This is a genomic window from Salmonella sp. 2020_1395 (assembly GCF_043848115.1).
Classification (GTDB): Bacteria; Pseudomonadota; Gammaproteobacteria; order Enterobacterales; family Enterobacteriaceae; genus Salmonella; species Salmonella enterica.
Genome location: NZ_JBCMFH010000018.1, coordinates 1 through 23,336 on the forward strand (window position 1 = coordinate 1; position 23,336 = coordinate 23,336).

The 23,336-nt window shown below is 50.6% G+C and carries 23 protein-coding genes; all 23 read left to right on the forward strand.

Annotated features, from left to right (window positions below; translation table 11 throughout):
* Positions 1-63 precede the first annotated feature (63 nt).
* The 23 genes from ACH0WD_RS21000 to traX all read left to right on the forward strand — a co-directional run bounded on the left by ACH0WD_RS21000 (position 64) and on the right by traX (position 23,240).
* Complete coding sequence (locus tag ACH0WD_RS21000; RefSeq protein WP_001139955.1) at positions 64-1,218, forward strand: tyrosine-type recombinase/integrase; 1,155 nt, start codon at positions 64-66, stop codon at positions 1,216-1,218.
* Positions 1,219-1,368: 150 nt separating this feature from the next.
* Positions 1,369-2,193 carry a conjugal transfer protein TraE gene (gene traE, locus ACH0WD_RS21005; protein ID WP_015058912.1) on the forward strand — a complete coding sequence of 275 codons (825 nt, stop codon included), beginning with the start codon at positions 1,369-1,371 and terminating at the stop codon, positions 2,191-2,193.
* Between the two features lie 85 nt (positions 2,194-2,278).
* The gene (locus tag ACH0WD_RS21010; RefSeq protein ID WP_000976357.1) at positions 2,279-3,481 is read left to right on the forward strand and encodes a conjugal transfer protein TraF; all 1,203 of its coding nucleotides are present in this window, start codon (positions 2,279-2,281) and stop codon (positions 3,479-3,481) included.
* 59 nt (positions 3,482-3,540) lie between these two features.
* Complete coding sequence (locus ACH0WD_RS21015) at positions 3,541-4,125, forward strand: histidine phosphatase family protein (protein WP_000977520.1); 585 nt, start codon at positions 3,541-3,543, stop codon at positions 4,123-4,125.
* Between the two features lie 394 nt (positions 4,126-4,519).
* Positions 4,520-4,978 (forward strand): IncI1-type conjugal transfer lipoprotein TraH, encoded by a 459-nt coding sequence (gene traH / locus ACH0WD_RS21020; RefSeq protein WP_001079808.1) that lies wholly within the window; start codon positions 4,520-4,522, stop codon positions 4,976-4,978.
* Positions 4,975-5,793: an IncI1-type conjugal transfer lipoprotein TraI gene (traI, locus tag ACH0WD_RS21025; protein WP_000646097.1), complete on the forward strand. Its 819-nt coding sequence runs from the start codon at positions 4,975-4,977 to the stop codon at positions 5,791-5,793. Before traH ends, traI begins: the two co-directional genes overlap by 4 nt.
* Positions 5,790-6,938, forward strand: a complete 1,149-nt coding sequence (gene traJ / locus ACH0WD_RS21030) for a plasmid transfer ATPase TraJ (protein ID WP_001024976.1) — start codon at positions 5,790-5,792, stop codon at positions 6,936-6,938. Before traI ends, traJ begins: the two co-directional genes overlap by 4 nt.
* Entirely contained in the window at positions 6,935-7,225 is a 291-nt protein-coding gene (locus ACH0WD_RS21035; protein ID WP_001299214.1) for a hypothetical protein, read from the forward strand. The genes traJ and ACH0WD_RS21035 overlap by 4 nt, the downstream gene beginning before the upstream one ends.
* 14 nt (positions 7,226-7,239) lie before the next feature.
* The gene (locus ACH0WD_RS21040; protein ID WP_000014584.1) at positions 7,240-7,791 is read left to right on the forward strand and encodes a phospholipase D family protein; all 552 of its coding nucleotides are present in this window, start codon (positions 7,240-7,242) and stop codon (positions 7,789-7,791) included.
* An 89-nt stretch (positions 7,792-7,880) separates the two neighbouring features.
* Complete coding sequence (locus ACH0WD_RS21045) at positions 7,881-11,648, forward strand: LPD7 domain-containing protein (RefSeq protein WP_006855639.1); 3,768 nt, start codon at positions 7,881-7,883, stop codon at positions 11,646-11,648.
* Positions 11,649-11,665: 17 nt separating this feature from the next.
* Positions 11,666-12,013 (forward strand): conjugal transfer protein, encoded by a 348-nt coding sequence (locus tag ACH0WD_RS21050; protein ID WP_001055900.1) that lies wholly within the window; start codon positions 11,666-11,668, stop codon positions 12,011-12,013.
* Positions 12,010-12,702 (forward strand): DotI/IcmL family type IV secretion protein, encoded by a 693-nt coding sequence (locus ACH0WD_RS21055; RefSeq protein ID WP_000138552.1) that lies wholly within the window; start codon positions 12,010-12,012, stop codon positions 12,700-12,702. Before ACH0WD_RS21050 ends, ACH0WD_RS21055 begins: the two co-directional genes overlap by 4 nt.
* Positions 12,703-12,712: 10 nt before the next feature.
* Positions 12,713-13,696: an IncI1-type conjugal transfer protein TraN gene (gene traN / locus ACH0WD_RS21060; RefSeq protein ID WP_021513963.1), complete on the forward strand. Its 984-nt coding sequence runs from the start codon at positions 12,713-12,715 to the stop codon at positions 13,694-13,696.
* 2 nt (positions 13,697-13,698) lie between these two features.
* Positions 13,699-14,988, forward strand: a complete 1,290-nt coding sequence (gene traO / locus ACH0WD_RS21065) for a conjugal transfer protein TraO (RefSeq protein ID WP_001271994.1) — start codon at positions 13,699-13,701, stop codon at positions 14,986-14,988.
* On the forward strand, positions 14,988-15,692 hold the full coding sequence (gene traP, locus ACH0WD_RS21070) for an IncI1-type conjugal transfer protein TraP (protein ID WP_000801920.1): 705 nt from the start codon (positions 14,988-14,990) through the stop codon (positions 15,690-15,692). The genes traO and traP overlap by 1 nt, the downstream gene beginning before the upstream one ends.
* On the forward strand, positions 15,692-16,219 hold the full coding sequence (gene traQ / locus ACH0WD_RS21075) for a conjugal transfer protein TraQ (RefSeq protein ID WP_001055569.1): 528 nt from the start codon (positions 15,692-15,694) through the stop codon (positions 16,217-16,219). The genes traP and traQ overlap by 1 nt, the downstream gene beginning before the upstream one ends.
* A 50-nt stretch (positions 16,220-16,269) precedes the next feature.
* The gene (gene traR, locus ACH0WD_RS21080; RefSeq protein ID WP_000086960.1) at positions 16,270-16,674 is read left to right on the forward strand and encodes an IncI1-type conjugal transfer protein TraR; all 405 of its coding nucleotides are present in this window, start codon (positions 16,270-16,272) and stop codon (positions 16,672-16,674) included.
* Positions 16,675-16,737: 63 nt separating this feature from the next.
* Complete coding sequence (gene traS / locus ACH0WD_RS21085; protein ID WP_001277255.1) at positions 16,738-16,926, forward strand: putative conjugal transfer protein TraS; 189 nt, start codon at positions 16,738-16,740, stop codon at positions 16,924-16,926.
* Positions 16,910-17,710, forward strand: coding sequence for an IncI1-type conjugal transfer protein TraT (traT, locus tag ACH0WD_RS21090; protein WP_060527642.1), 801 nt, complete (start codon positions 16,910-16,912; stop codon positions 17,708-17,710). Before traS ends, traT begins: the two co-directional genes overlap by 17 nt.
* Positions 17,711-17,799: 89 nt before the next feature.
* Complete coding sequence (gene traU, locus ACH0WD_RS21095) at positions 17,800-20,844, forward strand: IncI1-type conjugal transfer protein TraU (RefSeq protein WP_071447696.1); 3,045 nt, start codon at positions 17,800-17,802, stop codon at positions 20,842-20,844.
* Complete coding sequence (traV, locus tag ACH0WD_RS21100) at positions 20,844-21,458, forward strand: IncI1-type conjugal transfer protein TraV (protein ID WP_000337399.1); 615 nt, start codon at positions 20,844-20,846, stop codon at positions 21,456-21,458. The genes traU and traV overlap by 1 nt, the downstream gene beginning before the upstream one ends.
* The gene (traW, locus tag ACH0WD_RS21105; protein ID WP_001189156.1) at positions 21,425-22,627 is read left to right on the forward strand and encodes an IncI1-type conjugal transfer protein TraW; all 1,203 of its coding nucleotides are present in this window, start codon (positions 21,425-21,427) and stop codon (positions 22,625-22,627) included. Before traV ends, traW begins: the two co-directional genes overlap by 34 nt.
* Before the next feature lie 28 nt (positions 22,628-22,655).
* Entirely contained in the window at positions 22,656-23,240 is a 585-nt protein-coding gene (gene traX, locus ACH0WD_RS21110; RefSeq protein WP_060527640.1) for an IncI1-type conjugal transfer protein TraX, read from the forward strand.
* Positions 23,241-23,336: the final 96 nt, after the last annotated feature.

Here is a 23,336-nt window from a genome sequence, read left to right on the forward strand (position 1 = left end):
ACCGGATTGGCACGCTTGCAGAGAATGATTGTTGGCATTATTTTTTCCTCTTTTGAGGTTAGCATGCCGTCTCCACGCATCCGTAAAATGTCCCTGTCACGCGCACTGGATAAGTACCTGAAAACAGTTTCTGTTCACAAGAAAGGGCATCAACAGGAGTTTTACCGGAGCAATGTTATCAAGCGATATCCCATTGCCCTTCGGAATATGGACGAAATAACAACCGTTGATATTGCTACATACAGAGACGTTCGTTTAGCAGAAATCAACCCCCGAACGGGTAAAGCCATTACAGGTAATACTGTACGTCTTGAACTCGCCCTTCTGTCATCTCTGTTCAATATTGCTCGTGTTGAATGGGGAACCTGTCGTACTAACCCGGTTGAACTGGTTCGCAAGCCGAAAGTATCCTCCGGACGAGATCGTCGGCTAACGTCTTCAGAAGAACGTCGCCTTTCTCGCTATTTCCGCGAAAAAAATCTGATGTTGTATGTCATTTTCCATCTTGCCCTTGAAACAGCCATGCGGCAGGGCGAAATACTGGCCTTACGTTGGGAACACATTGATTTGCGCCACGGTGTGGCTCATTTACCTGAAACCAAAAACGGTCACTCACGGGATGTTCCTCTGTCCAGACGTGCCCGTAACTTTCTTCAGATGATGCCCGTTAATCTCCACGGCAATGTTTTTGATTACACCGCATCCGGCTTTAAAAATGCCTGGAGAATAGCCACACAACGACTTCGCATCGAGGACCTGCATTTTCACGATCTACGGCATGAAGCAATAAGCCGCTTCTTCGAACTGGGTAGCCTGAATGTAATGGAGATTGCTGCAATATCAGGACATCGTTCCATGAATATGCTGAAACGGTATACTCATCTTCGTGCATGGCAACTGGTCAGTAAGCTTGATGCCCGCCGGCGGCAGACACAAAAAGTGGCAGCATGGTTTGTGCCGTATCCTGCCCATATCACGACCATCGATGAAGAAAATGGGCAGAAAGCGCATCGTATTGAGATCGGTGATTTTGATAACCTTCACGTCACTGCCACAACGAAAGAGGAAGCAGTTCACCGCGCCAGTGAGGTTTTGTTGCGTACACTGGCCATTGCAGCACAGAAAGGCGAACGTGTCCCATCTCCCGGAGCGTTACCTGTTAACGACCCTGACTACATTATGATTTGCCCTCTGAACCCGGGCAGCACCCCGCTGTAAACATCATTCAAAACACATACAGAAAGGCGAGTTGCAACAACTCGCCAAACACATTCGATCTGCATGATCGAAATTATTCGTTTCACCAGAAAAAACACCGAAGATACAATAACCACATGAGCTGAAAAGACTTTTTCAGTCGGAGGAACAATGAGACTGAATACGACCGGTATTGCGGCCCGAATGATGCTCTCGCTGGACAAAAAAGCAATCGGCGAAAAACTCATCAACGGTCGTCAGATAAACCCGACACCTCTGCAGGTCCGTTACCCACAAGGGGTAAGAGAAGTTCTGGGGATAATGAGCGAACAATTAGCCATATCCACCGCTGATTTAACCCGAATCCTGCTTGAGGATGCTCTTCATAATATGTTTATGCCTGCGGATAACACCACAGGAAACATAATAAGCAGAATTGAATACATCATGCTGTCGCATGATATAAATGCGCCATTACTGGCAACATTGCTGTCGCCATGGAATATCCGCTCCACGGTTATACAGGACCCGGCCAGACTTGCAGACTATCTTTCAGCTGACGCTCTCGAACATCTTGCTGAATGTTTTAATCTCAATCCGGACTGGCTGAATGGCCATGAAAACTATCCGATAGCGTTGTCCGGTGAATGGCCAGATACTGCTGATAATTTCAGAATGCTTATTAATAATAGCAGCAACACTGAAGTTATTTTCTGGCATAGTTTCCCCTTCGCAGGAAACACGAAAAGAGAATATTGCGGGGTAATATTGAGACAGGAAAAAGAAATAAATGGCTCTGTAATATATCCGGCACTATCATTATCACCAACACTTCTGAACGATGAAAAAAGAAAATGGTTAACTGAATATACAACCAGGCAGAATACAACAATGTCTTTGCGACGCGTCACGTTGAGACCTGGCCTTGCCGAGAACCTTATTACAGGGCAAATACTACCTGTTAGCTTATTTAATACGTCTTTATTACCCTGGTAAATACCAGATAGTACCAAAGTAAAAAATTACGGCACATCCGTGTCATAGCGTTGTTTTGTCTAAATTCTGATAAACAGGAAATTAAATGATGAAGAAAAATCATATTACCCGCACCATCATTGCATCTGCTGTATTATTTTCCTTTAACGCTGCAGCAGCGACGTCATATTTTGAAGCGCGTAACGATGCAATGGGTGGCACCGGGGTAGCATCTTCCCATTATGGTGTGGCACCTCTGGCAAACCCGGCTTTACTGACAAAGCACAACAGCAATGATGATTTCAGCCTTCTTCTGCCGTCTGTTGGGGCACAAGTTGCTGATCCTAATGATGTATCAAATAAAGCTGATGATGTTAAAGATGACTGGGATTTGTTTGACAGTGCTGTAGATAACCAGCATGGCGTACAACAGGCAGCGGCAAATCTTAAACATCGTCTGCAGGAATTCCGCAATATCAATGCAGATGCTCAGGTAGGTGTATCAGCTGTAGCAGCCATGGCAAATGACACTCTGCCGTTTGCCCTTATGGTCAAGTCTTACGGAACTGTCAGCGTAAACGGAAAAGTAAACGATGCAGACCTGGATTATCTGGACAAAGTTGCCAATGGAACAATTACCGACGTCGATAAGAATGCCCTGACCTCACGCGCATTCGGGCGTGCAGCTGTAATTACCGACGTCGGAATTTCATTTGCCAAAGAACTGGAAACGGCCGGACAAAAATGGTCTCTTGGCGTCACACCAAAATATCAGCGTGTGGACCTGTTTAACTACAACGTAACGGTTCGTGATTACGACAAAGACGATTTTGACGGTGACAAGTACCACAACACGAAAAACGGATTCAACGCCGATATTGGTGCTTATACAGACCTGAATGACAACTGGACTGTCGGTCTTGTTGCCCAGAACATCATTCCACGCAGTATTGATACTAAAGTCGTCAATGGCTTTAAAGAAACCTTCAAAGTTCGTCCACAGGCAACCGCCGGTGTATCCTGGCATAATGACCTGTTTACCACTGCTCTTGACGTTGATCTGACTCCTGCCAGTGGCTTCACTTCTGACAGCAAACGTCAGTTTGCAAGTGTTGGTGCTGAATTTAACGCATGGAAATGGGCGCAATTGCGTGCCGGTTATCGTCAGAACATGGCATCAAACTCCGGAAGCGCCTTCACCGCTGGCGTTGGTATCTCTCCATTTGACGTCGTACATATCGATGTTTCCGGCCTGGTAGGAACTGACCACGATTACGGTGCAATGGCACAACTTCAGTTCACTTTCTGATTACTGTCCCCGCCCCCGGCACTAAACCCGGGGGTATTTTTATATTCATTTTAAATAACATGATGAAACCACGTTCTTCTTATTCAAAGACAGCATTCATTCTTTTATTTTCTGTTTTCCTGGTAGCTGCAGTGACAAAAGCAAAAAGCTCGCTTCCCGATATCACCCTAGAACAGGCAAAAGAAATTAATGCTGATAACACCGTTATTTTCCTTTTCCGCCATGGAGAACGTTGCGACCGTTCAGATATGCCATGCTATTCGGATAAAAGCGGAATCACTATTACCGGTACAGAGAAAGCACAGCAGGAAGGTATTAAGTTCGCAACAATCTTCAGTGAATATGATATTTACTCCAGCAATGCGGTAAGAACCATACAAACTGCAAAATTCTTCTCCGGTAAAGACCCCGTCGTTATGGACAGTTTATCAGACTGCAATAATGATCTTTATAAGACGCTTGAATCAATCGCAAGAGAATCTCATAAAAGGAACATAGTAATAATGACACATAATCATTGTTTATCATTTCTGGCCAGAGATAGGCTCGGCAAGAAATTCAAACCGGCGTACCTTGATGCCCTGATCATGCATTACGATGGTACCCGGCTCATACTTGACGGAAAATACAACAAAGAGGCATAGAGGATATTTGAATTTACATAAATTCTGATATACTCAGTAAGATACAAGAGTGTACGGGCACATGTGCCTGTCTGAATTGCAGGTCATCCGGACGAGGGCCGGGAACTGTTTCAGGGACAAGCGCCGGTACGTTCGATTCATAAATCGTCGAGTCATCCATCATGGATCGATTCGGCGCGGAGCGTTAAAGATTACGCTCATATTCGTTTTATGTCTGACGACACATCAACCAGCCAGTATCAGGAATAATCACCTTCAGTAAACTATGAGGCTATTTACCTGGCCACACTGGCATTTATTTCCGGTAACGCAAGTATAGCCGGAAACAAACATCATCCTGTCTGTACCGGAGCACCGGTATATCCCATTCTGATTTAACTGCTCAGGAATTATTATGAACCGTATTATACCTGCGGGGTGTCTTGCCGCCCTTTTTCTGGCTGGCTGCAACTCCCCTTCTCAGCATACTCCTGTTCCGCGTAACTACGGTGCTGCCTCTGATGTGGCGGTTACCCGGCACACTCAGTACACATTATGGGACAAAGGTGTGTTTTCCGGCCAACTTCCGGTTTCAACGGGGTCTCATCTTCTGACAGCTAACAGCGATCGCCTTTCCTTTGACTGGGAAGGTGATGCAATTGAATTACTGAACGAACTGGCCAGAGTCAGGGGGATGCAGTTTAACTACAATGGTGTCCGCCTGCCGTTACCAGTCAACCTTCACGTCCGGGATATGACGTTTTCCAATACGTTGAGACTTATTGAAGCCCAGACAGCCTGGAGAGCAACAATCCATCAATATCCGGGCTTGTTACAGGTCAGCTTCATGCAGCCGGAGAACCGGAAAAAATGAAAGCACTCACCTCTCTCATTTTGCCAGTAATACTGCTTACTGGTTGTTCTTCTTCCCCTACCATCTCGCCAGGTGGTGTCAATACGCCACCACCTGACATTAATGCATGGCTTAAACCACGAAGTGAAAAGCCGGATAGTCTGTCAGAAACACGCTGGAAAATGCTGACCGACGCAGGTAAAACGCTTGGATTTCGTGGTGGCAAGGCTCAGCGTTCATGGGAGCTGATTCAGGCACTCAACGCCCGGGAAAGCACACTTAATGCCTTATACGATTTCCGGCCACTGATTAGCCCGGAAGGCTGGCTACCACCGGTTATTGATGAAGCACAGGACGTAGCTCATATCACGCCAGATCAAATCCGGACCTCTTCCCGGGTCTGGACCATCATTCGCCCTGAACGCTTTGTCAGCAATCCACCGGGCTGGCGTGACTGGCTTCTCCGGGGGCTTTCAACAACAGCCACTCCGGGTACAGAAGGCAGCGTCGTTCCAGAAGACAGCGTGCAACGAAAAGTGTGGGAAACCGCATTACGGCAGGGATGGCAGGAAGGAAGACAAAACGCCGACCTGACGCTTGAAGCCAACCAGAAAACCCTCACCCGTGATTACCGGGGCATGATGCTGTACTCACTTCTCTGGCGTCAGGGCATGATCACCCGTCCGGATGTTTCTGATCAAATGCAAACCGTTACAGGTGACGGGAAAAAACTGGTCACTGGAGATCGTGTTCGTCGCCTTAAAAATCATGCGGAATTCAATCTTCAGAAATCTCACTGGCGTCCGCTTATAGGCACTGAAGGAGGCTCCCGATGAATATTCCTGATGAGTTTGGTCTTTTTCCGTTTCAGCGTTTCACTGCAGATGAATTACGGCATTTCTTTGTCTGGTGTGCCGCACATAAAGTCAGTGATGTGGATCTGACCGGTGGGTCACCTGTATCTGTCAGTCGCTTTGGCCGACGGGTGCGTTGTTCCAGTGCAACGTTACCAACCACACTCATGTCCTCCCTGATTGATGAACTGTTCGGTCGGGAAGTCGTTCCCCGCGTTCTGGCAGGCAATCCGGTTGACAGGACGATACAGATTAACGGGGATGCATCCGGTCGCTATGGTCTTAAACGCGGAGAACGCATCCGGTTACGCTCCCACCTCATTCAGGGCACATCTGGTGCAGAGGAGAAAGCAGTCTCAATAACCATGCGTGTCATCCCGACAGAAATACCGGACATTCTCTCCATGAACATTGAACCAGACCTGCTTGAAGCAATGGTCTGCAAAAGCGGTCTGGGATTTGTATGTGGTGAAACCGGGTCAGGAAAATCAACGCTGTGTTCAGCACTGTACCGTTACATTATGGACAATTTCCCCGACGCCAAAATCGTGACATATGAAGACCCGGTGGAATATATCCTGGGAAATGAAAACGATCTGCTCCCACCGCATCAGGCAGAAATCGGGCGTGATGTGGTCAGTTTTGCTGCCGGACTGCGTTCTGCTGTACGACGTAATCCCGAAATTATCGGTGTTGGTGAGATCAGGGATAACGAAACCGCCGACGCAGCGGTTCAGGCAGGCAACACCGGGCATTACTGCCTGAGCACCATGCATACGAAATCTCCTGGTGAAACGCTGGCACGTCTTCTTGGGCTGTTTCCCCCTGTCATCAGGGATTCGATGGCCTGGGCTGTCCTGTCACTGTTGCAGTTCATTCTGGTTCAGGTTCTGGTCAGAACAAATGACGGTGGTCGTAAAGCCGTCCGGGAATATATCGTCATTAACGATGAGCTTCGCGACAATCTTTCCGGAATGCCGCATGCAGAGTGGGGGCATCACATTGATGCCATAATCCGGCAGGAGAAGCGCCGTATCCGGGACCAGATTCTGGAAATGTATATCCGGAATGAAGTTGACCGAAGAGAAGCGATTCTTTTTATCCCGCCAGGGGAGTTACGGTCATGAAAAGAGAAGGTTTCTGGCGATATGCAACACCGCCAGTCAACATCCAGGGCGTACCTCTGCCGTTCACCATGATTTATCTGTTTATATGCCCCTTTCCCTCCAAAACAACCTTCTGGATTTGCACCGGCATCATTTTATTTTTCGTCATTCTCGACCGTTCAGGCTGGACTGTCAGGACGATCTGTACTCGCATTTTCAGCATTCTGAGAGGGGCCATCGCCTCCGGTCGTCCATGGTGGTATCGCCACCATACGGAATCACCACGAGACTGGACTGGCCTCGATTAAATTCTGGAGTCTTTATGTCAGGTAAAAAAACTATCGTTACTCTGCTCCGGGTATCGCTACTGGCATGCCCGTTACTGTTCACGACACCATCGTTTGCAATGATCGACACGCCATCCGTGAAGGTCGGCTTTTCTCCTGAAGGAAGCGCATCCGCTCTGGTGCTTGACACAATCAACAGTGCGGAAAGCTCCATCAGGATGATGGCATATTCCTTCACCGACCCGGATGTAATGCATGCGCTGGCAAAAGCGAAAAAACGCGGAGTGGACGTCCGTATTGTTGTTGATGACAAGGGGAATACGAACCGGGCAAGTCAGGAAGCGATGAAATATATCAACCTGCTGGACATTCCTCTCCGGACTGTAGATGCCTTCCCCATCCATCACGACAAAGTCATCATTGTTGACGGAAACACGGTTGAAACTGGCTCCTATAACTTCTCTCGTGCTGCTGCACGCAAGAATTCAGAGAATGTCGTTGTGCTCAAGAATATGCCGGATGTAGCCGCACAATATCTTGAACACTGGCAGGATCGCTGGAATAAGGGTACAGACTGGAGACCCTGACAAACATTTCTCCCCCGATTTTCTATCCCCCCAGCCACCCCCGGCTTCCGGCGGTGGTTTTTTTCCGTCTTTTTTCAGGAGAAGCACTCATGCCGTCTGTATCCCGCTACCGCACCTGGCTTGCCGTGCCTGCAGATGAAATAGAAGATCTCAAAAAAGCACATCCCCCGATGAACGGGCACACGCCCGTCATCTGGGACAAGGAGCACAAACTCTGGTTCGCCCGCCCGGGGGCGGACCTGTCCAGGCTGGACCGCTGGCTGCCCCGGCCACAGGACGTCTCCATGAACGGCAGTGATCCGGTCACCGAGTTTGCCCAGGTTCTGGAGAATGCCGGACTGGTTCTGAAAGAACTGCCGGTCATGGACGGGAAAATCCACCGTGTCCCGACCGCCGATGACAAAAAAGGACAAAAAAGTGGCGCATATCGCGGATTCCTGGACGGCAGACCTGCCGGCTGGTACAGGGATTATCGCAGCGCGGATAATTCGCCGATCACCTGGACCTTCTCCGGCGGAGAACAGACAGATCCCCGCGCAAGACTCCACCTGAAAGCGCATTCAATGCAACGCAGGGAGGACGCGGAGCGGGAACTGAAAGCACAGTACAACCGACAGGCCGCGTATGCCCGCCGCTATATCAACAAATGGCCGCAGGCCACAGCACATGAATACCTGACCCGGAAAGGCATTCAGGCTGCACCGGGGGTGCGGGTAAACAACAAAAATGAACTGGTTATTCCCTTCAGTAACCGTAACGGCGCGATACGCTCTTACCAGCGTATTCCGGTCACCGGGGGGAAAGATGCCCGCATCCTGATAGATTCGGAGAAAACCGGTAACTGGTTTGCGCTGGGCACACCGCGCAACGGTCAGCCGGTACTGTTTGCCGAGGGCTATGCCACTGCGGCCTCCCTGCACGAAGCCACGGGCCTTCCGGTACTGATGACGGTGGATGGAGGCAACATGATTGCCGTTGCCGAAAATGCCCGGCAAAAGTGGACGCAAAGCCCCTTTATCTTCTGTGCCGACAACGATCATGCAATCCGGGTTAACAAAGGTATCGTCAGTGCAACAAAAGCCGCAGAACTGACAGGAGGATCGGTCATCTTTCCTGCGTTCACCGATGCCGAAAAAGCGCAGGGGCTGACCGATTTCAATGACCTGGACGCAAGCCGGGGACGGGCCGCTTTTCAGCATGTCATCAACGCCCAGTTAGAACACATCGGGGTTTCCACCCCCAACAGTAACACCCCGGAAATGCGCGAGGCACTGGTGATAGGCAACCTCGTTTTTACACCGGTCCACACTGAGGAAAAAACCATGACTCCGACAGAATATCCTGAAACATCACCCGATACAGGGCACAGCCATGACCAGGGACCTTCTCTGCCGTCCGCCACGCAGCAGGAACAACCAGCTGCTTCCAGCAGTAACATTGCTGATGAAACACAGTCATTTACCAGTCACGCCACTGAAAATAACGGCAAAGATGAGCGGCACGCTGATAACGTTCAGGCGCAAACGGAAAGCTCTGTAGTTCAGGACTCCCCTGCAGAATCACTGGCGTCCCCGGAAAGTACAACGGCGTCTGCCCCTGATGAACCCGCTCATCCGGCGGAACCTCCGGAAAAAGTTGTCTCGGTGGCCACAGATAAAGACTGGCGTGAATTTGAAGCTGAACTGTCACAACCGGAAAAAAACGAGTCACAACAGGAATCCGGCACTTCACCTGAAATACCGGCCCCTGCTGCCACCACCGCATCCCCTGAAGACAGTCCCTCATCTGAAACCATGAATGAATCAGCCGAGCCATCACCTTCCCCTGATGCAGTCAAAGAGGAAATGACCGTGATGACGGAGCCTGATGACAAACAAAGCACCGGAATATCCCCGGATACTCCCCGGGAAGAGGCGGTCAACCATGTAACTGAAGACATTCCCCTTCAGCCAGAGCCGTTCCTTCCTGAGTCAGATGGCCCCGAAGAATACGAAAACTACAGCGCATATCAGGAGCTGATGAACAATGAAAATCCTGAGCATCTGCAGGAAAACAGTGATATGCCGTCGCAACCGGACACAGGCCACGTTCAGGCTGATGAGTCAGAACTTCAGGCCACAACAGATACAGTAGAACCGGCTGTCCGGGATGACCCCACTCCACAGCAACCTGTTCAGAGCACATCATCTTCTGATAATACTTCATCGTTTCTCGACAAAGCGCGTGGCTTTTTTACGCGTAAAAAAACGGATTCACAGGCGCATGAGAACAGTGATCCCACACCCTCACCGGAAACCACGACGACCACACCGGCACCTGACAGTATTGTCTACGCCCCGGAACGCCCTGATGCACCGATATCGCTCAATCTGGACGAAATCATTAAATCGCTGGAAGGTGAAGAACGAGCAGACAGAACCGTCCTGTACAAACTGGATGGCAAACCTGCCTTCATTGACCGGGTAAACCGGCTGGAAATGGTCAACGGTGCCAGCAATGACGATCGCAGTGTTCTGGCTGCACTTGCTGTGGCCACTGATTTTTATGGTGGTGTCATTGAGCTGACGGGCAGTGATGCCTTTAAGCAAAAAGCGATGCAGTTGATCATCGAGCACAACATCAAAGTGCGCATGAAATTCCCGGATCAGCGAGCGGCGCTCGAAAAATTACGCAAGGAAATGGCTGTCGGTAAGGATACTGTTGTCACCCATAAGCCAACACCGGAACTTAACCGGAATACCCCTGAACAACCAGCAGTCCCAGACCCTGTTCAGGAAAAAGAAGCCACACAATCCCCGGCGTCCCCAGTAGCCCCTGAAGCATCAACCGTCAGCACCGTCCCTGCATCATCACCGGCTGAACCTGGCAAAACGGCAGATGCGGCACAAGGTGAAGAACCACCAGGAAAACTTCGCCCGGGAGAGAGCGTGACTGCCGTACTGCACAATTTTGGTCGTGCTGAATATGCACCCGGCAAAGGAGAGAGTTTCTTTGTTGAGCTTAAAAACCGCAGTGGCAGCAAACTCTACTGGGGGGAACAACTGGAAAGTCTGGTCAAAAACCATCAGAAAGGTGACGTGGTGACACTGACACTTCAGAACCGCGAACAATTCATCCTCCCGGGAGAGCAAAAAGCACGTTTCCGGAATAAGTGGTCCATGGAGTCAGTTACCAACGGGATCTCGGTATCACATGATAATCCGGATAAAGGTCAGCGTATTCAGGCGATTCCGGTCGAAACCTTTATGAAAGTGGCTGCGCAAATCAGCCAGGGGTGGCCCGAAGAGATGAAAGCGTTACGTATGCCAGAAAACGTCGGCTCACATCTGTTTATCGGTGAAGACCGACATCCGGTCTCCGCGCCACAGAACGCAAATCAGGTAACAGAAATAACCAGCGCAGCCCCTGACAAGCTGACACCTGTTCTGGGATCAGTGGATAAGGATACGCGTGAACTCAACCTGCTACTTGTCCAGAGTGCCGATGAACATCTGCAGGGTGTGGTCCGGCTGAACGGCACATTGTATCCGGCACTGGCCACCCCATCAGCCGACAACAGTCAGCTGGTTATCAATGCGCTGACCGACAAAGGTTTACGCTTTGCAGGTTATGGTGAAGCGGTAAACCACGATGCTGACAGCACGAATCGCCCTGCACCGGAGCTTATGCAGTTTCATCTGAAAACCCGGGAAGAACCTCTTTTTGCTGCTGTCTACACGCCGGAAAAACAACCTGATGCGTTGTACCGGAACCTGGGCTTCGAGCAGTCATGGCAGCAGTGGTCCAACAGCCAAAAGCCGGAGGACAGGCAGGAAAAAACTCTGCATCAGGATCTCTCCCACAGCCCCGGCCGATGAGCCGGTAAGGAAGCCATATGAACATGCATAAGTCTCTGGTTGCCGTGCTCGGCCTTATCCTGATTTCATCCACGGCAAGTGCTGCAACCTGTCGTGCGGGTAGCGCGGCACAGGCCGGTAGTAATACAGGATATGAGCGAGCACGTGCAGCTGCGGATGCATGGTCACAACGTGAAAACGATGTTTCCTCATCCCTGCAGTCCTGTCTGTCACGAATCAAAAAAATCAGCATAAACCTCCCCCAGTTCCCCAGCCTTGACGACATTCTGTCGCAGCTGGAAAACCAGGTCTGCGACGCGGTCGTGGACAAGGTGAATGAAAAGCTGCCGGGGAATATTGATCCCTGGAAGGACTACAACCTATGACCGAAAATACCGAGCCATCCTCGCCATCACATCCGGCACCTGACCCGGAAATACTGAAGAGCACAATCAGGGCTATGAAGCAGTCAGAACAGCGGGCAAATAATGTCCCTGCGCTGATAAAAGCGCTTTTATGTACGGGCACATGTCTTCTTATCAGTATTACTGGTAACGCCATTCAGTACTGGCACTCAACGAATGTGGAGCGCGAATATTTCGCTACAGACAATGGTCGTCTGGTCAGGCTGGCACCAACAAGTCAGCCAGCATGGAGTCAGAATGATGCAATGGCCTTTGGCAGCCAGGCACTGGCGACCGCATTCAACCTGGATTTTGTGCACTATCGTTCACAGATCTCCTCCCTGTCTCCGCGTTTTTCTGACGAAGGTTTTGTCGGATATGTGAATGCATTACAGGCATCTAACATTCTGGAGACGATCAAGAAAGAGAAGATGAATCTGACCGCCACGACAGGTGCTGGCGTTCTGGTACGACAGGGACAAATGTCCGACGGCGTATGGTTCTGGACATTCCAGTATCCTGTCCGTATGCGTCTGGTCGGCCAGACAACCAGCAAGCCAGAACAGTCTTTTGTTTTCGAAATCACCATCCAGCGTGTTGACCCCAGACTGAAACCATCCGGTATGGAAATCCGGCAGATGATCTCCCGTAACGCCGGACCGAACTCCTGAGATAAGTAATATGCAATCACGTTATTTACTGAGCACACTGCTCCTGGTGTGCAGCGCCGCCACGTCTGCAGATAACGCAGGATGGCAGAACGCACGCACACCACAAACGACAAATTCTGCCAGCGATCACGTTCAGAACACCTCCCAAAACACCGGAGGTGTTCCGGCAACACTGGTAAAAGGTGAGCTGCCTGCCCCCGGGCAGGCCAGCCCGCTGGTACAGGATGCGGCAAGGCTTGATTCTGAGCTCTCCGCCGATGAGATTCGCTCACTACGCAGTCTCATGGCGGATAACGAGCGGGCCATCAATGCGCCCATCACCAGTGTTGTACCCCGTATCAGCTCTCTGACAGTTAATCTGTCCCCCGGTGCCAGCCTTCCTCTTGTTCGCACAGCCATGAACAACCTGAGCGTGGTGACATTTACCGATATCAACGGTTCACCATGGCCACAATCCGATCCTCCTTATAACGCGGCACCAAAACTCTTTGATGTGCAGTACAACGAGAACATGGTGACAATCACACCATTGCGGCCATGGGCATCCGGAAATATTTCTGTCTACCTGAAAGGTCTGTCGGTACCGGTCATCCTGAACGTAACCAGTGGCGAAACAGATACGCCGTCATCCAGTCAGGAAATGGACAGTCGTCTGGATCTGCGAATACCACGGCAGGGACCAACCAGCCCGGTTGTCTCCATCCCGACGGATAAGATCGCCCTGCATGATGCAACATTACAGGCATTTCTGGATGGTATTCCTCCCCGGGACCCTTCAGTTAAGAGGCTGAAATTCACAGGTAATGTCCCAGATACAACGATCTGGCAACACGGCGATGACCTTCTGGTTCGTTCCCGGGCGATGTTGCGCGATGAATTTGAACAGACCTTGTCCTCTGCCGACGGAACTCATCTCTGGAAACTTCCCGTCACCCCACTACTGACTTTCTCTGTGAATGGCCAGTCCGTTCACGTGACACCAGAACTGGAGTAATCATGAGTGCTGAACAGGATGCCGGTAAATCCGGAAAGAAACTGGCTGCCCTGCTTGGACTGGGCAGCATCATCTTATTTGGCGGCGGCTATATCGCGTTTTCCAAACTATCAGGGAGTAACAGCGATATGCAGTCAGCCGTGAACATTAACAGTGCAGCAAGCGGCGGAACGCGCAGCGTTACCGAAACGCCTCACTATCGTGAACTGTTAAGAGCGGATAATGAACGAGGGGCCGCAGCTGCAGCCCGCAATAATCAGACGTTCATTGCCAGTCTTCCACAGGGGCTTGATATTCCGGACACTCCGGAAAAGCAACAACAGCCTGCAGCAAAACCGGAAAACTATGCTCATCGCCAGGCTTCCGGCACACCACAGGAGGATCGAGCAGCCAGTGAAAAACGTATGGAGCGGCTGCAAAAGCTGATTGTAAGAATAAAAGATCAGCATCCTGCCGGTAGTACACCAACCATAGCAACGACTATGTGGAATAAATCTCCGGCAGAAACAACAGGGCAGAATGGTACGCAGCAATTCGCATTACAGAATGCCAGCCTGTCCACGCCTGTAGCAGAAAAAGGGATACAACTGATACCTGCTCTGACCCGTATACCGGCATATATTGATACTGCAGTGGATTCTGATAACCCGTCATCCAAGGTTATCGCAACCATTCCCGCTGGCCCCTGGGCAGGGGCAACGCTGTTCAGTCCGGGAGTCAAACTGGTGGGTAACGGCGTGGAGATCCATTTCGACCGGATGAGCTGGAACGGCATGGACCTTAAGGTCAATGCATATGCTCAACGGGAAGACAACCTGATGTCATCCGTGGCCAGCAATGTGAATACACGCTGGTTTAAACATATCATTCTGCCGTCAGTGTTAGGAGGTGTGGGCAGTATTGGCACACTTTATAAAGATGCCAACACGCAGGTTATTCAGGGTAACTATGGCACGGTTACCGGACGCGTGGGAATGCCCAGTGGTGAAGCTGTTGCGGGCGTTATTGCCGGTGGTATGGCGGAAAGAGGAAGTCAGATATTAACCCGCCAGGCAGAAAGTGAGCCCTATAAACAGGTAGAAGTGTATCAGCATGAAGTCGTATCAATTCTGTTTGTTGACCCGGTAATGACAAACGACGCCAGGTCATCTTCCCTTTCCAGTGGCATTTCCCCTTCAGTTAATCGTACATCACAGGCGGAACAACGCTCGCAGGCACGAATGCAGACAGCCATGGAGCAAAGAAAAGCTGTGATGCAACGTCGGTATGATGAACAACCGGAGACACCATAATGAAACCTGAAACAGAAATAGATGAAACCGGCAGCTTCGGTGAACCCGAAGAGAAACCCGCCCCCTTCTGGAAACGTTCCGTCTGGGGGATATCTGTAGCAACATGGGGGCTATGTGCAGTCGTGTTGCTCGCAGCCATATGGTATCTGTTCCTGAGAGCGCCATCGGAAACAGGCATGCCTCCGTTTAATGATGCGGATGCTGGCGTACAGACCTGGCAAACCACACAAGAATCATCACCTTCCGTTCAGTCCACTGAGACTATGACTGTCCGGACAGGAGAAGATATGAGCCAGCTTGCCCGGGATGTAAAAACAGAGCTGGATAACCGCGATGAAAAAATTCAGGCAACACTGAATATGCTTCACGACAGCATTAACAAGCTGGGCGAAGCTATAAAAAAGGATGAAGAATACGCACAGGAAACACGCCGTCAGCTGGATGATATCCGGAGCCGCCTGAACGGAATAATGACACAGAAAAGCGTCACTGAATCCTCTTCCACACCGCATCCAGCAAAGAAAAAAACGTCGTCTGTACTTAACGGAATGAAAATCATGTCGATGGAAACTGGTATGGCCTGGATTCGCTGGCAGGGTAGTACCTGGGCTGTCAGAGAAGGTCAGACGCTGGGCAATGTGGTGATCCAGCGGATTGATCCGACTACCCGGACCATCATCACCAGTGCAGGGACGTTACGCTGATGAACATGGATGCCCTGACCGCCATTGAGAACTTTGCCAGCAGTATTTTCAGTGCCGGAATGGATTTCCTGTTTACCTGGGGAGAATTCATCGGGGTGATCAGCATGATTACCCTGTTTGCCCGCGCCCGTTCAGCCGGTCCGGTAAAAATGTCTCCCGGAAAATTTATTGCGGGGATGTTAACCAGCTGCATGCTCGTATCACTCCCGGCAATGATTAACGCCGGAGGCGTACAAATGGGATTCAGGGCTGACTCATTTGGCCCGATTGCATATGTACAACCTCAGACGTTTGGCGCTGCTGCTGGCGCAGCAAATGCAGTTCTGTCGCTGGCCAAGCTGGCCGGTGTTGGATTTGTAATGAACGGGATATCCATCTGGCGCAAGGCCGGACTCGATGGACATACCGCACTGAGTGCCAGTGAATCCGTCAGTAAGGGAAACGTCAAATTTATTGCCGGCGTCCTGCTGGTCTTTATCGATCGTGTCCTCAATGCCCTGCTGGCAAGCATTGGAATCGTCTTCTGATTTTTTTCACCTTCATATAAACCACTGATATATCCATTTAAGGAGAAACTATGTCACGTATTCGTGTCGTAGCGGCCCGTCTGTACGCCGCATTTATCCACGCACAACTGTTTGTAATGTCATGCCGGAGCAAACTGACTAAGTTCCTGCTGCTCATTCCCATGATGTTGCTGCCCAAAGCCGTTCTTGCCGATGGAGATCTTGCCGATATGGTTCGCAATGTCGAACAAGGTGCCAAAACAGCACAGTCATCATCACTGACTATTGCGCAGTTCATCGGCGTAATTCTGTTTCTCGGGGGCCTGATTGGCCTGAAAAAAGTTGGGAAACAAGGGGGGATGGGACTGGCTAGTTGCATTGTATCTATCGTCATTGGGGCGGTACTTGTCGCCGGACCTGAAATGATGAGTCGCAGCCAGAAACAACTGGGGATTTCCTCAATTTCCATTGGCTAATCTTGTCCAGGGCACTGGCATTTATCCGGTGCCCTTCCTGTTCGGCAATACAAGGAGGCACATATGTCTGCCTGGAGCCCGGAGCACATAACGTTACGACGAACAGAAAACGGCAATGTGATTGCCCACGACAGTCGGGACGATCAGGAATTCATTTTTGCAGAATGCTGTTCCGATGAAATCGCAAACATCATTCTGGAAGCCGTGAAACGTTACACCAGTACGGAGCCTGCTCATGCAACACAGCATTAAAGACTTGTGGTTGTATCCCTTTCCAGAAATTGATGTGGTTCATACACAGGAGCCACTGTTACCGGAACCGGAATTAACAACGCCCGGTCGATGTATCTGCTGCCGGCAAAACGTCAGGCACCGTTTCAGACTGGATGACTCATGGCCACTCAGACAGCTTACCGACACAATCAGTGACACACGAGTTCGTCTTAATAAGGCCACAGAACATCTGGTTAAGTTAATCAGGCGTGGTGAACCAGTCGCAACCGGCGAAAAGGAAAAGTACAACACGGCAGTAAAAGCCGCTGAACGGGCGCTTGAGCAGGCCCGTCTGTCTGCCAGACGTCTTTCACTCCGCCATGTACAGAAAGCTGAAATCACCAGTACAGAGCCGTTGTCAGAGAAAGAGCAGGAACTGTTTCATGAAGACGGCCCGCCTTACAGCTTATGTGCTTTCTGCCACGCCTGGCATTCACTGAATGGTTATGCCGCAGCACAGGGCGTTATGGTGTGGCTACCCGACCTTCATCCATCCACGGTCGTGGCCCTTAACCGTCGTTCATTACAGGAAGTTTTCAGTAATGATAAGTTCCGGGTCCGGCGGGGACGGGAAGCGCTCTCTGCACTGATGCAAAACAGACTGGCGGTTGAGGATAAATTCCGCAGTTTCCGCCCGGCCGATTTCGCTGACGTTTTTCGTCGCTATCCACCTTCCGGTCGTTCGCCCCTGCGTGAAAAAATGAACGGGATTGCCCTGATTCTGACACCAGATTCATTCATCAAAAAAGAATACGTTGATTGATTTTTCTTCATGCCACTCCAGCGCGGGGTGGCATTAAAAAAATCAAACTGCACAAACCTCCCTCCTGTAAGTCCGGAGTTCCCTCACCTATGAACATAAACCGTTTAATCTTCACTATCGAAGACTGTCTGAACACGCTATCCCGTTTCTCTGTCGCAAGCAGTTTTGTTGAGTATTGCGATTTACGTACTGTAATTGGTCTGGACAGACAGGATCGTGAACGTCGCCCATGGCTGAATTCGCCCTATATTGCAGCCACAAAGCGTGGAGAATATCTCTCTGTCTTTGAAGTCAGCGGTGCTTTCAGGGAAATGGATGAAGCATCCGACCAGACTGGCCCGGGTTCACTGGAATCGCTGATCACCAGCATGAGTGACAGCCTGAATACGGCATATAAAAACAGCGGTCATAAAATCAGCTTCGTTTTTGAGCGTGATCCTGACATGGGGAAAGAAGAAATCGAAGACATGGTCGCCCCACAAAAGCGCTCACTGGCTAATACAGGTATCCAGTTACAGGATGTGGTCGATGAGAAAGTCACAACACTGTCCCCATGGCTGGTCCGGGAGCGTTGCTGGCTGGCGATCTGGAGTGGACCCGACCTTATCAGCAACAGCGATCGCACCGCCCATGATGAGCTTGTCAGAAAACTGGCTGAACGGGTACCGAAAGCACGCTTTGCCCAGTCCCCCTGGCAGTGGACCTTATCTGCACTGAAAATCCGCCACGAAGCTTTTCTTGATAATGTGGAACAGGCACTGAGACATTCATCTGATGGCCTGATTCTCCGGCTACTGGATATACACGAGGTCGGGCGTGAAATACGTCGTCAGACAGAACGGCACAGCACACCACGTAACTGGCAACCCCACCTGCCTGAAGATGCCCAGCCAGCGGGATATCGCTGGACTGACGATGAATCCGTACTACATGCTCCTTCATTGCATTTGCAGTTATTCAACACTCAGGTGACCACACAGGGCAACCTGGTTCAGGCGGGCGGACTCTGGCACGGAATGGTATCGATTACTTTACCTCCGCAAAATCTGCAGACGTTTAACGAACTGGTCCGTGCCGTCCCCCGCGCAGTCCCCTGGCGCATCAGAATGGATCTGATGCCCGGCGGGATGAAGGCTCTTAATCTGAAGAAAACGCTTCTGACTTACAGCAGCTTCATTTCTGCCGTTCGTCCAATGTATGAATCCGTTATGGCCCTGGCGGCAACGGATGAAAAAGAACCTGTCTGCATAATGACCATCATGGCCTCCACGTGGGGAAAAACACGTGAAATATGCACACGAAACCAGGCCATTCTGAAATCAGCCATTGAAGGCTGGGGCGTATGTGGCACCACGACAACATTTGGCGATCCCCGACGCGCCTGGGTGAATACCATTCTCGCGGCATCCGGAGGCTCCGGCCCGGTTCCCCTGTATCCCCCGTTGTCACATGCCATCTCGCTTTTCCCGCTTAACAGGGCAGGCTCTGTCTGGCGAGGTAAAGGGAATCTTATGTTACATACAGAAGACGGTTCCGCAATTGAGGTTGGTCTGGCGTCATCCCAACAAAATAAACATACAGAACTCGCACCAGGCGATCCGGGACTGGGTAAATCAGTTCTGATTAATACATTGTCGGAAATACAGATATCATCTGCTCAGAAAAACCTGCCCTTCATTGCCTATATCGATAAGGGATACAGTGCTCAGGGACTGGTTCAGCTTATTCGCGACAGTCTTCCTCCGGAAAGAAAAGACGAAGCTGTCGGTATTATTCTGAGCAATGATCCGGAATACACCCGTAACCTTTTTGACGTGATGTACGGCGCTAAAAAGCCTATTACGCCGGAAAAGAATTTCATGTCATCGGTGCTGTGTGCTCTCTGTGTCGATACCGGTACCGGTCAACCCTGTAACCCCGGAGACACCCGACAAATTATCAACCAGCTTATCGAGCTGGCTTTTAAAGAGTACGGTGAAAATAATCCGCGACTTTATCGCGCCTCAACGGAAGAACTGGTGGATTCAGCACTGCAGGACTCGGGACTGTATGAAAAACATGATGCAACCTGGTGGGCCAGATCAACCTGGTTCGAAGTCCGGGATATGCTCCACAATGCCGGGTATATCATGGCGGCTCAGCGGGCACATTATCAGGCAATGCCCCAGCTTCCCGAAGTGTCCTCGATGCTGGGCCATACCAGTCTCAGGGATGTTTTCGGTACTGTTCAGCGTGATGGTTCAAACGAACTTCTGCTGGACTACATCCGCCGCGCTCTCGAGCAGGGACATAACGACTACCCCATGATATCCGGGTATACCCGGTTTATGATCAACCCGGAAACCCGGGTCATCGCTGTCGATCTGAATAATGTTGCCGGTGACAAAACGCCTGCAGGCAGGCTTAAAACCGGCATCATGTACCTGCTTGCAGGTCAGATCGCCGGTGGTGACTTCACCCTGCCACAATACAGGGATGAAGTGTTAAAGCAGCTTCCACGGGAATACCATGAAATCGCTCTTAAACGTATTAACCAACTTGATCAGGAGGTTAAGACAAAAGTTTATGATGAACTGCATAACGCCCGGGGCATTGACTTCATCTGGGAAAATCTGGATACCCAGGAGCGTGAGCAACGCAAGTTTGCTATCCGCACGGTTCTGAGTACGCAGTATCTGAGGGACTACCCGGAAAGCGTTCTTAAGTCAGCAAATACTCTCTGGTTACTGCGCTACAAACCCGAAGATATCCCCGTACTGAGGGATAACTTCAACGTTCCTGAATTTATGCTGAAACGCTTCCTGAAAATGCCGGAAGGCCCGGCACCAGATGGTAGTGGTGTTCCTGTTCTGGGAGTATTCAGGGTAAAAAGTGGCACGCTTGCGAGAATACTCAAATTTACCGTCGGTCCACTGGAGCTATGGGCGCTGAACTCATCGCCAAAAGACAGTGCCCTGCGTAAAACACTGACAAATAAGTTAGGTTCAGTTCGGGCACGTAAGATTCTGGCCGAAAACTTCCCCAGAGGTTCTGCAACGTCATTAATTGAGCACCGGGCGGGCCAACATAACAGTGACAATGTTATTGAAGAACTGGCCTCGGAGCTCATCCGAAAACAGGGATACAATCTCTGATGTGTACAATTCATATCACCCCACGCTGCCGGAGACCTGCCAGAGGGCAGGTATTTCTTAAAAAACTTGAGGTAAAAGGTGACAGTTTCTCATTCACTCTGCCGTCACGTGTCTTCAGGTTACATCCGGCCCCCAATCCCAGAGTGATATACGCCTCGGATGCCAGAACACAGGGAAAGGTTACAGGCATGCGGCTGTTGTTGCCGTCCAGCACAGATGAGCTGATAACAACGGCAATATGGCAGGTTTCTGTCCCGGATGAAGCACCATTCGACGTTCAGCATGTCATCCAGTGGATACTCCCTTCACCGCTGGCTTCGCTGATGTCCGATGATACCTGGTTATGGCCATCCGTTCCCGGAACGCCGGCACTGAGTGCCGGTGACTGGCCTGTAATGGATACTGACCCTTCCACCTTACGGCGCGTCAGACGTCGTTCTTTCAGCATCATCGATAACCGGAACAGGAAAGGTTATATCACCAGGCGATATCAGTGTTTCCCACTGGCCCCACTACCTGAAGACAGAAAATACGACAGCCTTCCTGACCTTGTGCTCCACCCCGAGCAGGAGACAATAAAATGCAAAGAAAAACATTACTCGCAGCCCTTATAGCTATCCTGAATGGAACGGCATACCAGGCTCATGCTTATTCAGTCACCGTCGTCGCCAGCCGTCCCGTTGAACAGCAGGTCGTCCCCAGAATGGAGGCCATCAAAGGTGTGCTGAGTGACATACTGAGTACCCAGACAGCCACGGGTACCGCTATCAATCAGAACTCTGAAAAGCTGGCAAGTGTCATTGCCCAGAACGGACAGGCGACACGTCAGCAGATGATTTTCAGTAATGAAACTCAGCGCCTCGAGGAGGCACGGAAAAGCTTCACCGTGCCAGACTCCATCTGCAGTGAATCCGCATCAGGGATTGCAACAGAAAGCAAAAGTGCCTCAGCATCCGCAGCCTCAAAACTCAGTAAAGGTGGCGGTGTGAGCAACCGTAGCATCCGCGACCGTCTGGCCAGCGCAGCAAACTCTCCCGTGCGGGAAGCTTATGATGGCGCGGCCATACACGCCAGTTACTGTACAGAAGCAGAATATGCACGTTTTGGAGGAACCGCCGTTTGTCCTTCTGTGGGCGAAATACCAGGTGGAGACAGTCAGGTACGCTCGATTTACCACGGCGCAGGTACAGCGGACACACCTGCGGCACTGACATGGGATCAGAAGCAAATAGATGCAGCGACGGCTTACATGAAAAACACTTCCCGCCCCTCTGCCGGTCGTGCTCTGGGTAAAGGAGAAGTGAATACCCAGAGTGGGCGAACCTACGTCGGACTCCAGAACGAATACAACGGCATCATTGATTCTGCGTCGAATCCCCAACTGACGTTGATTGCTGACAGCACGCCTAATGAAAGCACACGTAAAGCACTGGCTGAAACACTGCAGTCAGACTCAGCGGCCGCTTACTTCGACCAGGTGGCTTCACCAGAAGCAAAAGCACGGGGATATATGAGTACCCGTGAGTTTGAAGCTTTTGAGGCTGGCCGGCGCTACGCCAACACAGCATACCTGGTGGATTTACAGGAAATGCAGGGGGATAACCTGCTCCGTGAACTGGTAAGAATCACTGCGCAAATGAACTGGCAGCTGAACGATCTGAAAGAACAGATCCGCCAGGGTAATGTTATCTCTGGCCAGCAACTGGCTCTGACTGCCCGCCAGTATTATGAAAAACAACTCGGTAGCCTTGAGAAAACAATCAATCAGGCAAACGCACGTTGAAAGCTGACGTCAGAACAGGACTGAAAAAATGAATAAGTTACCGGAAAATTCAGACCAGACGAAAAACGTCAAAAAATCACCATCCATAACCCGCATAGCCACCCGGAGGATTATTAACATTTTTGTTCCGCTGATGGAGACTCGCCTGATAACGAATTCTGTACAGCATATGCTAAAGCAACAAAAAAGCAGGCTGGACAGATTTCGTCAGGTAAATAATAAAAAGGCGCAACTCTGCCTCTCGTGGGAAGAAGCTCTGCAGGCCAGCCATATGTCAGTAGACGATCTGGATCGCCGTTTCCGCCGGCGCAGAACAGCATGGCGGTTATGCTGCTGGAGTCTGCTGGCCATCGCTTTATTCCTCAGCGGTATGCTCTTTGCCGCCTCCTCATTACCTTTGATGACACTGGTACGCGCCATCAGCACTCTTGTGTTGATACTGTCAGGCGTCGCTCTTTGTGCTTCCAGAGCCCTGATAGTTACATACCGCCTCTGGCAGTTGCATGAACGAAAAGTCAGCGAACCCGAGCAGGGGACTTTTCGTGATTTTCTGAACGACCGCAATGGCTGGCGCAATGCCACATTAATTGCCGTAACCAGTAAACAATACTGATCACGTCCGGATGCCAGTACCACTGGCATGTCGCCATCCCCCTTAATTAAATCCTGTGTGGCCTTTGCCCATACGCAATTCTATTCCGGAGTTACT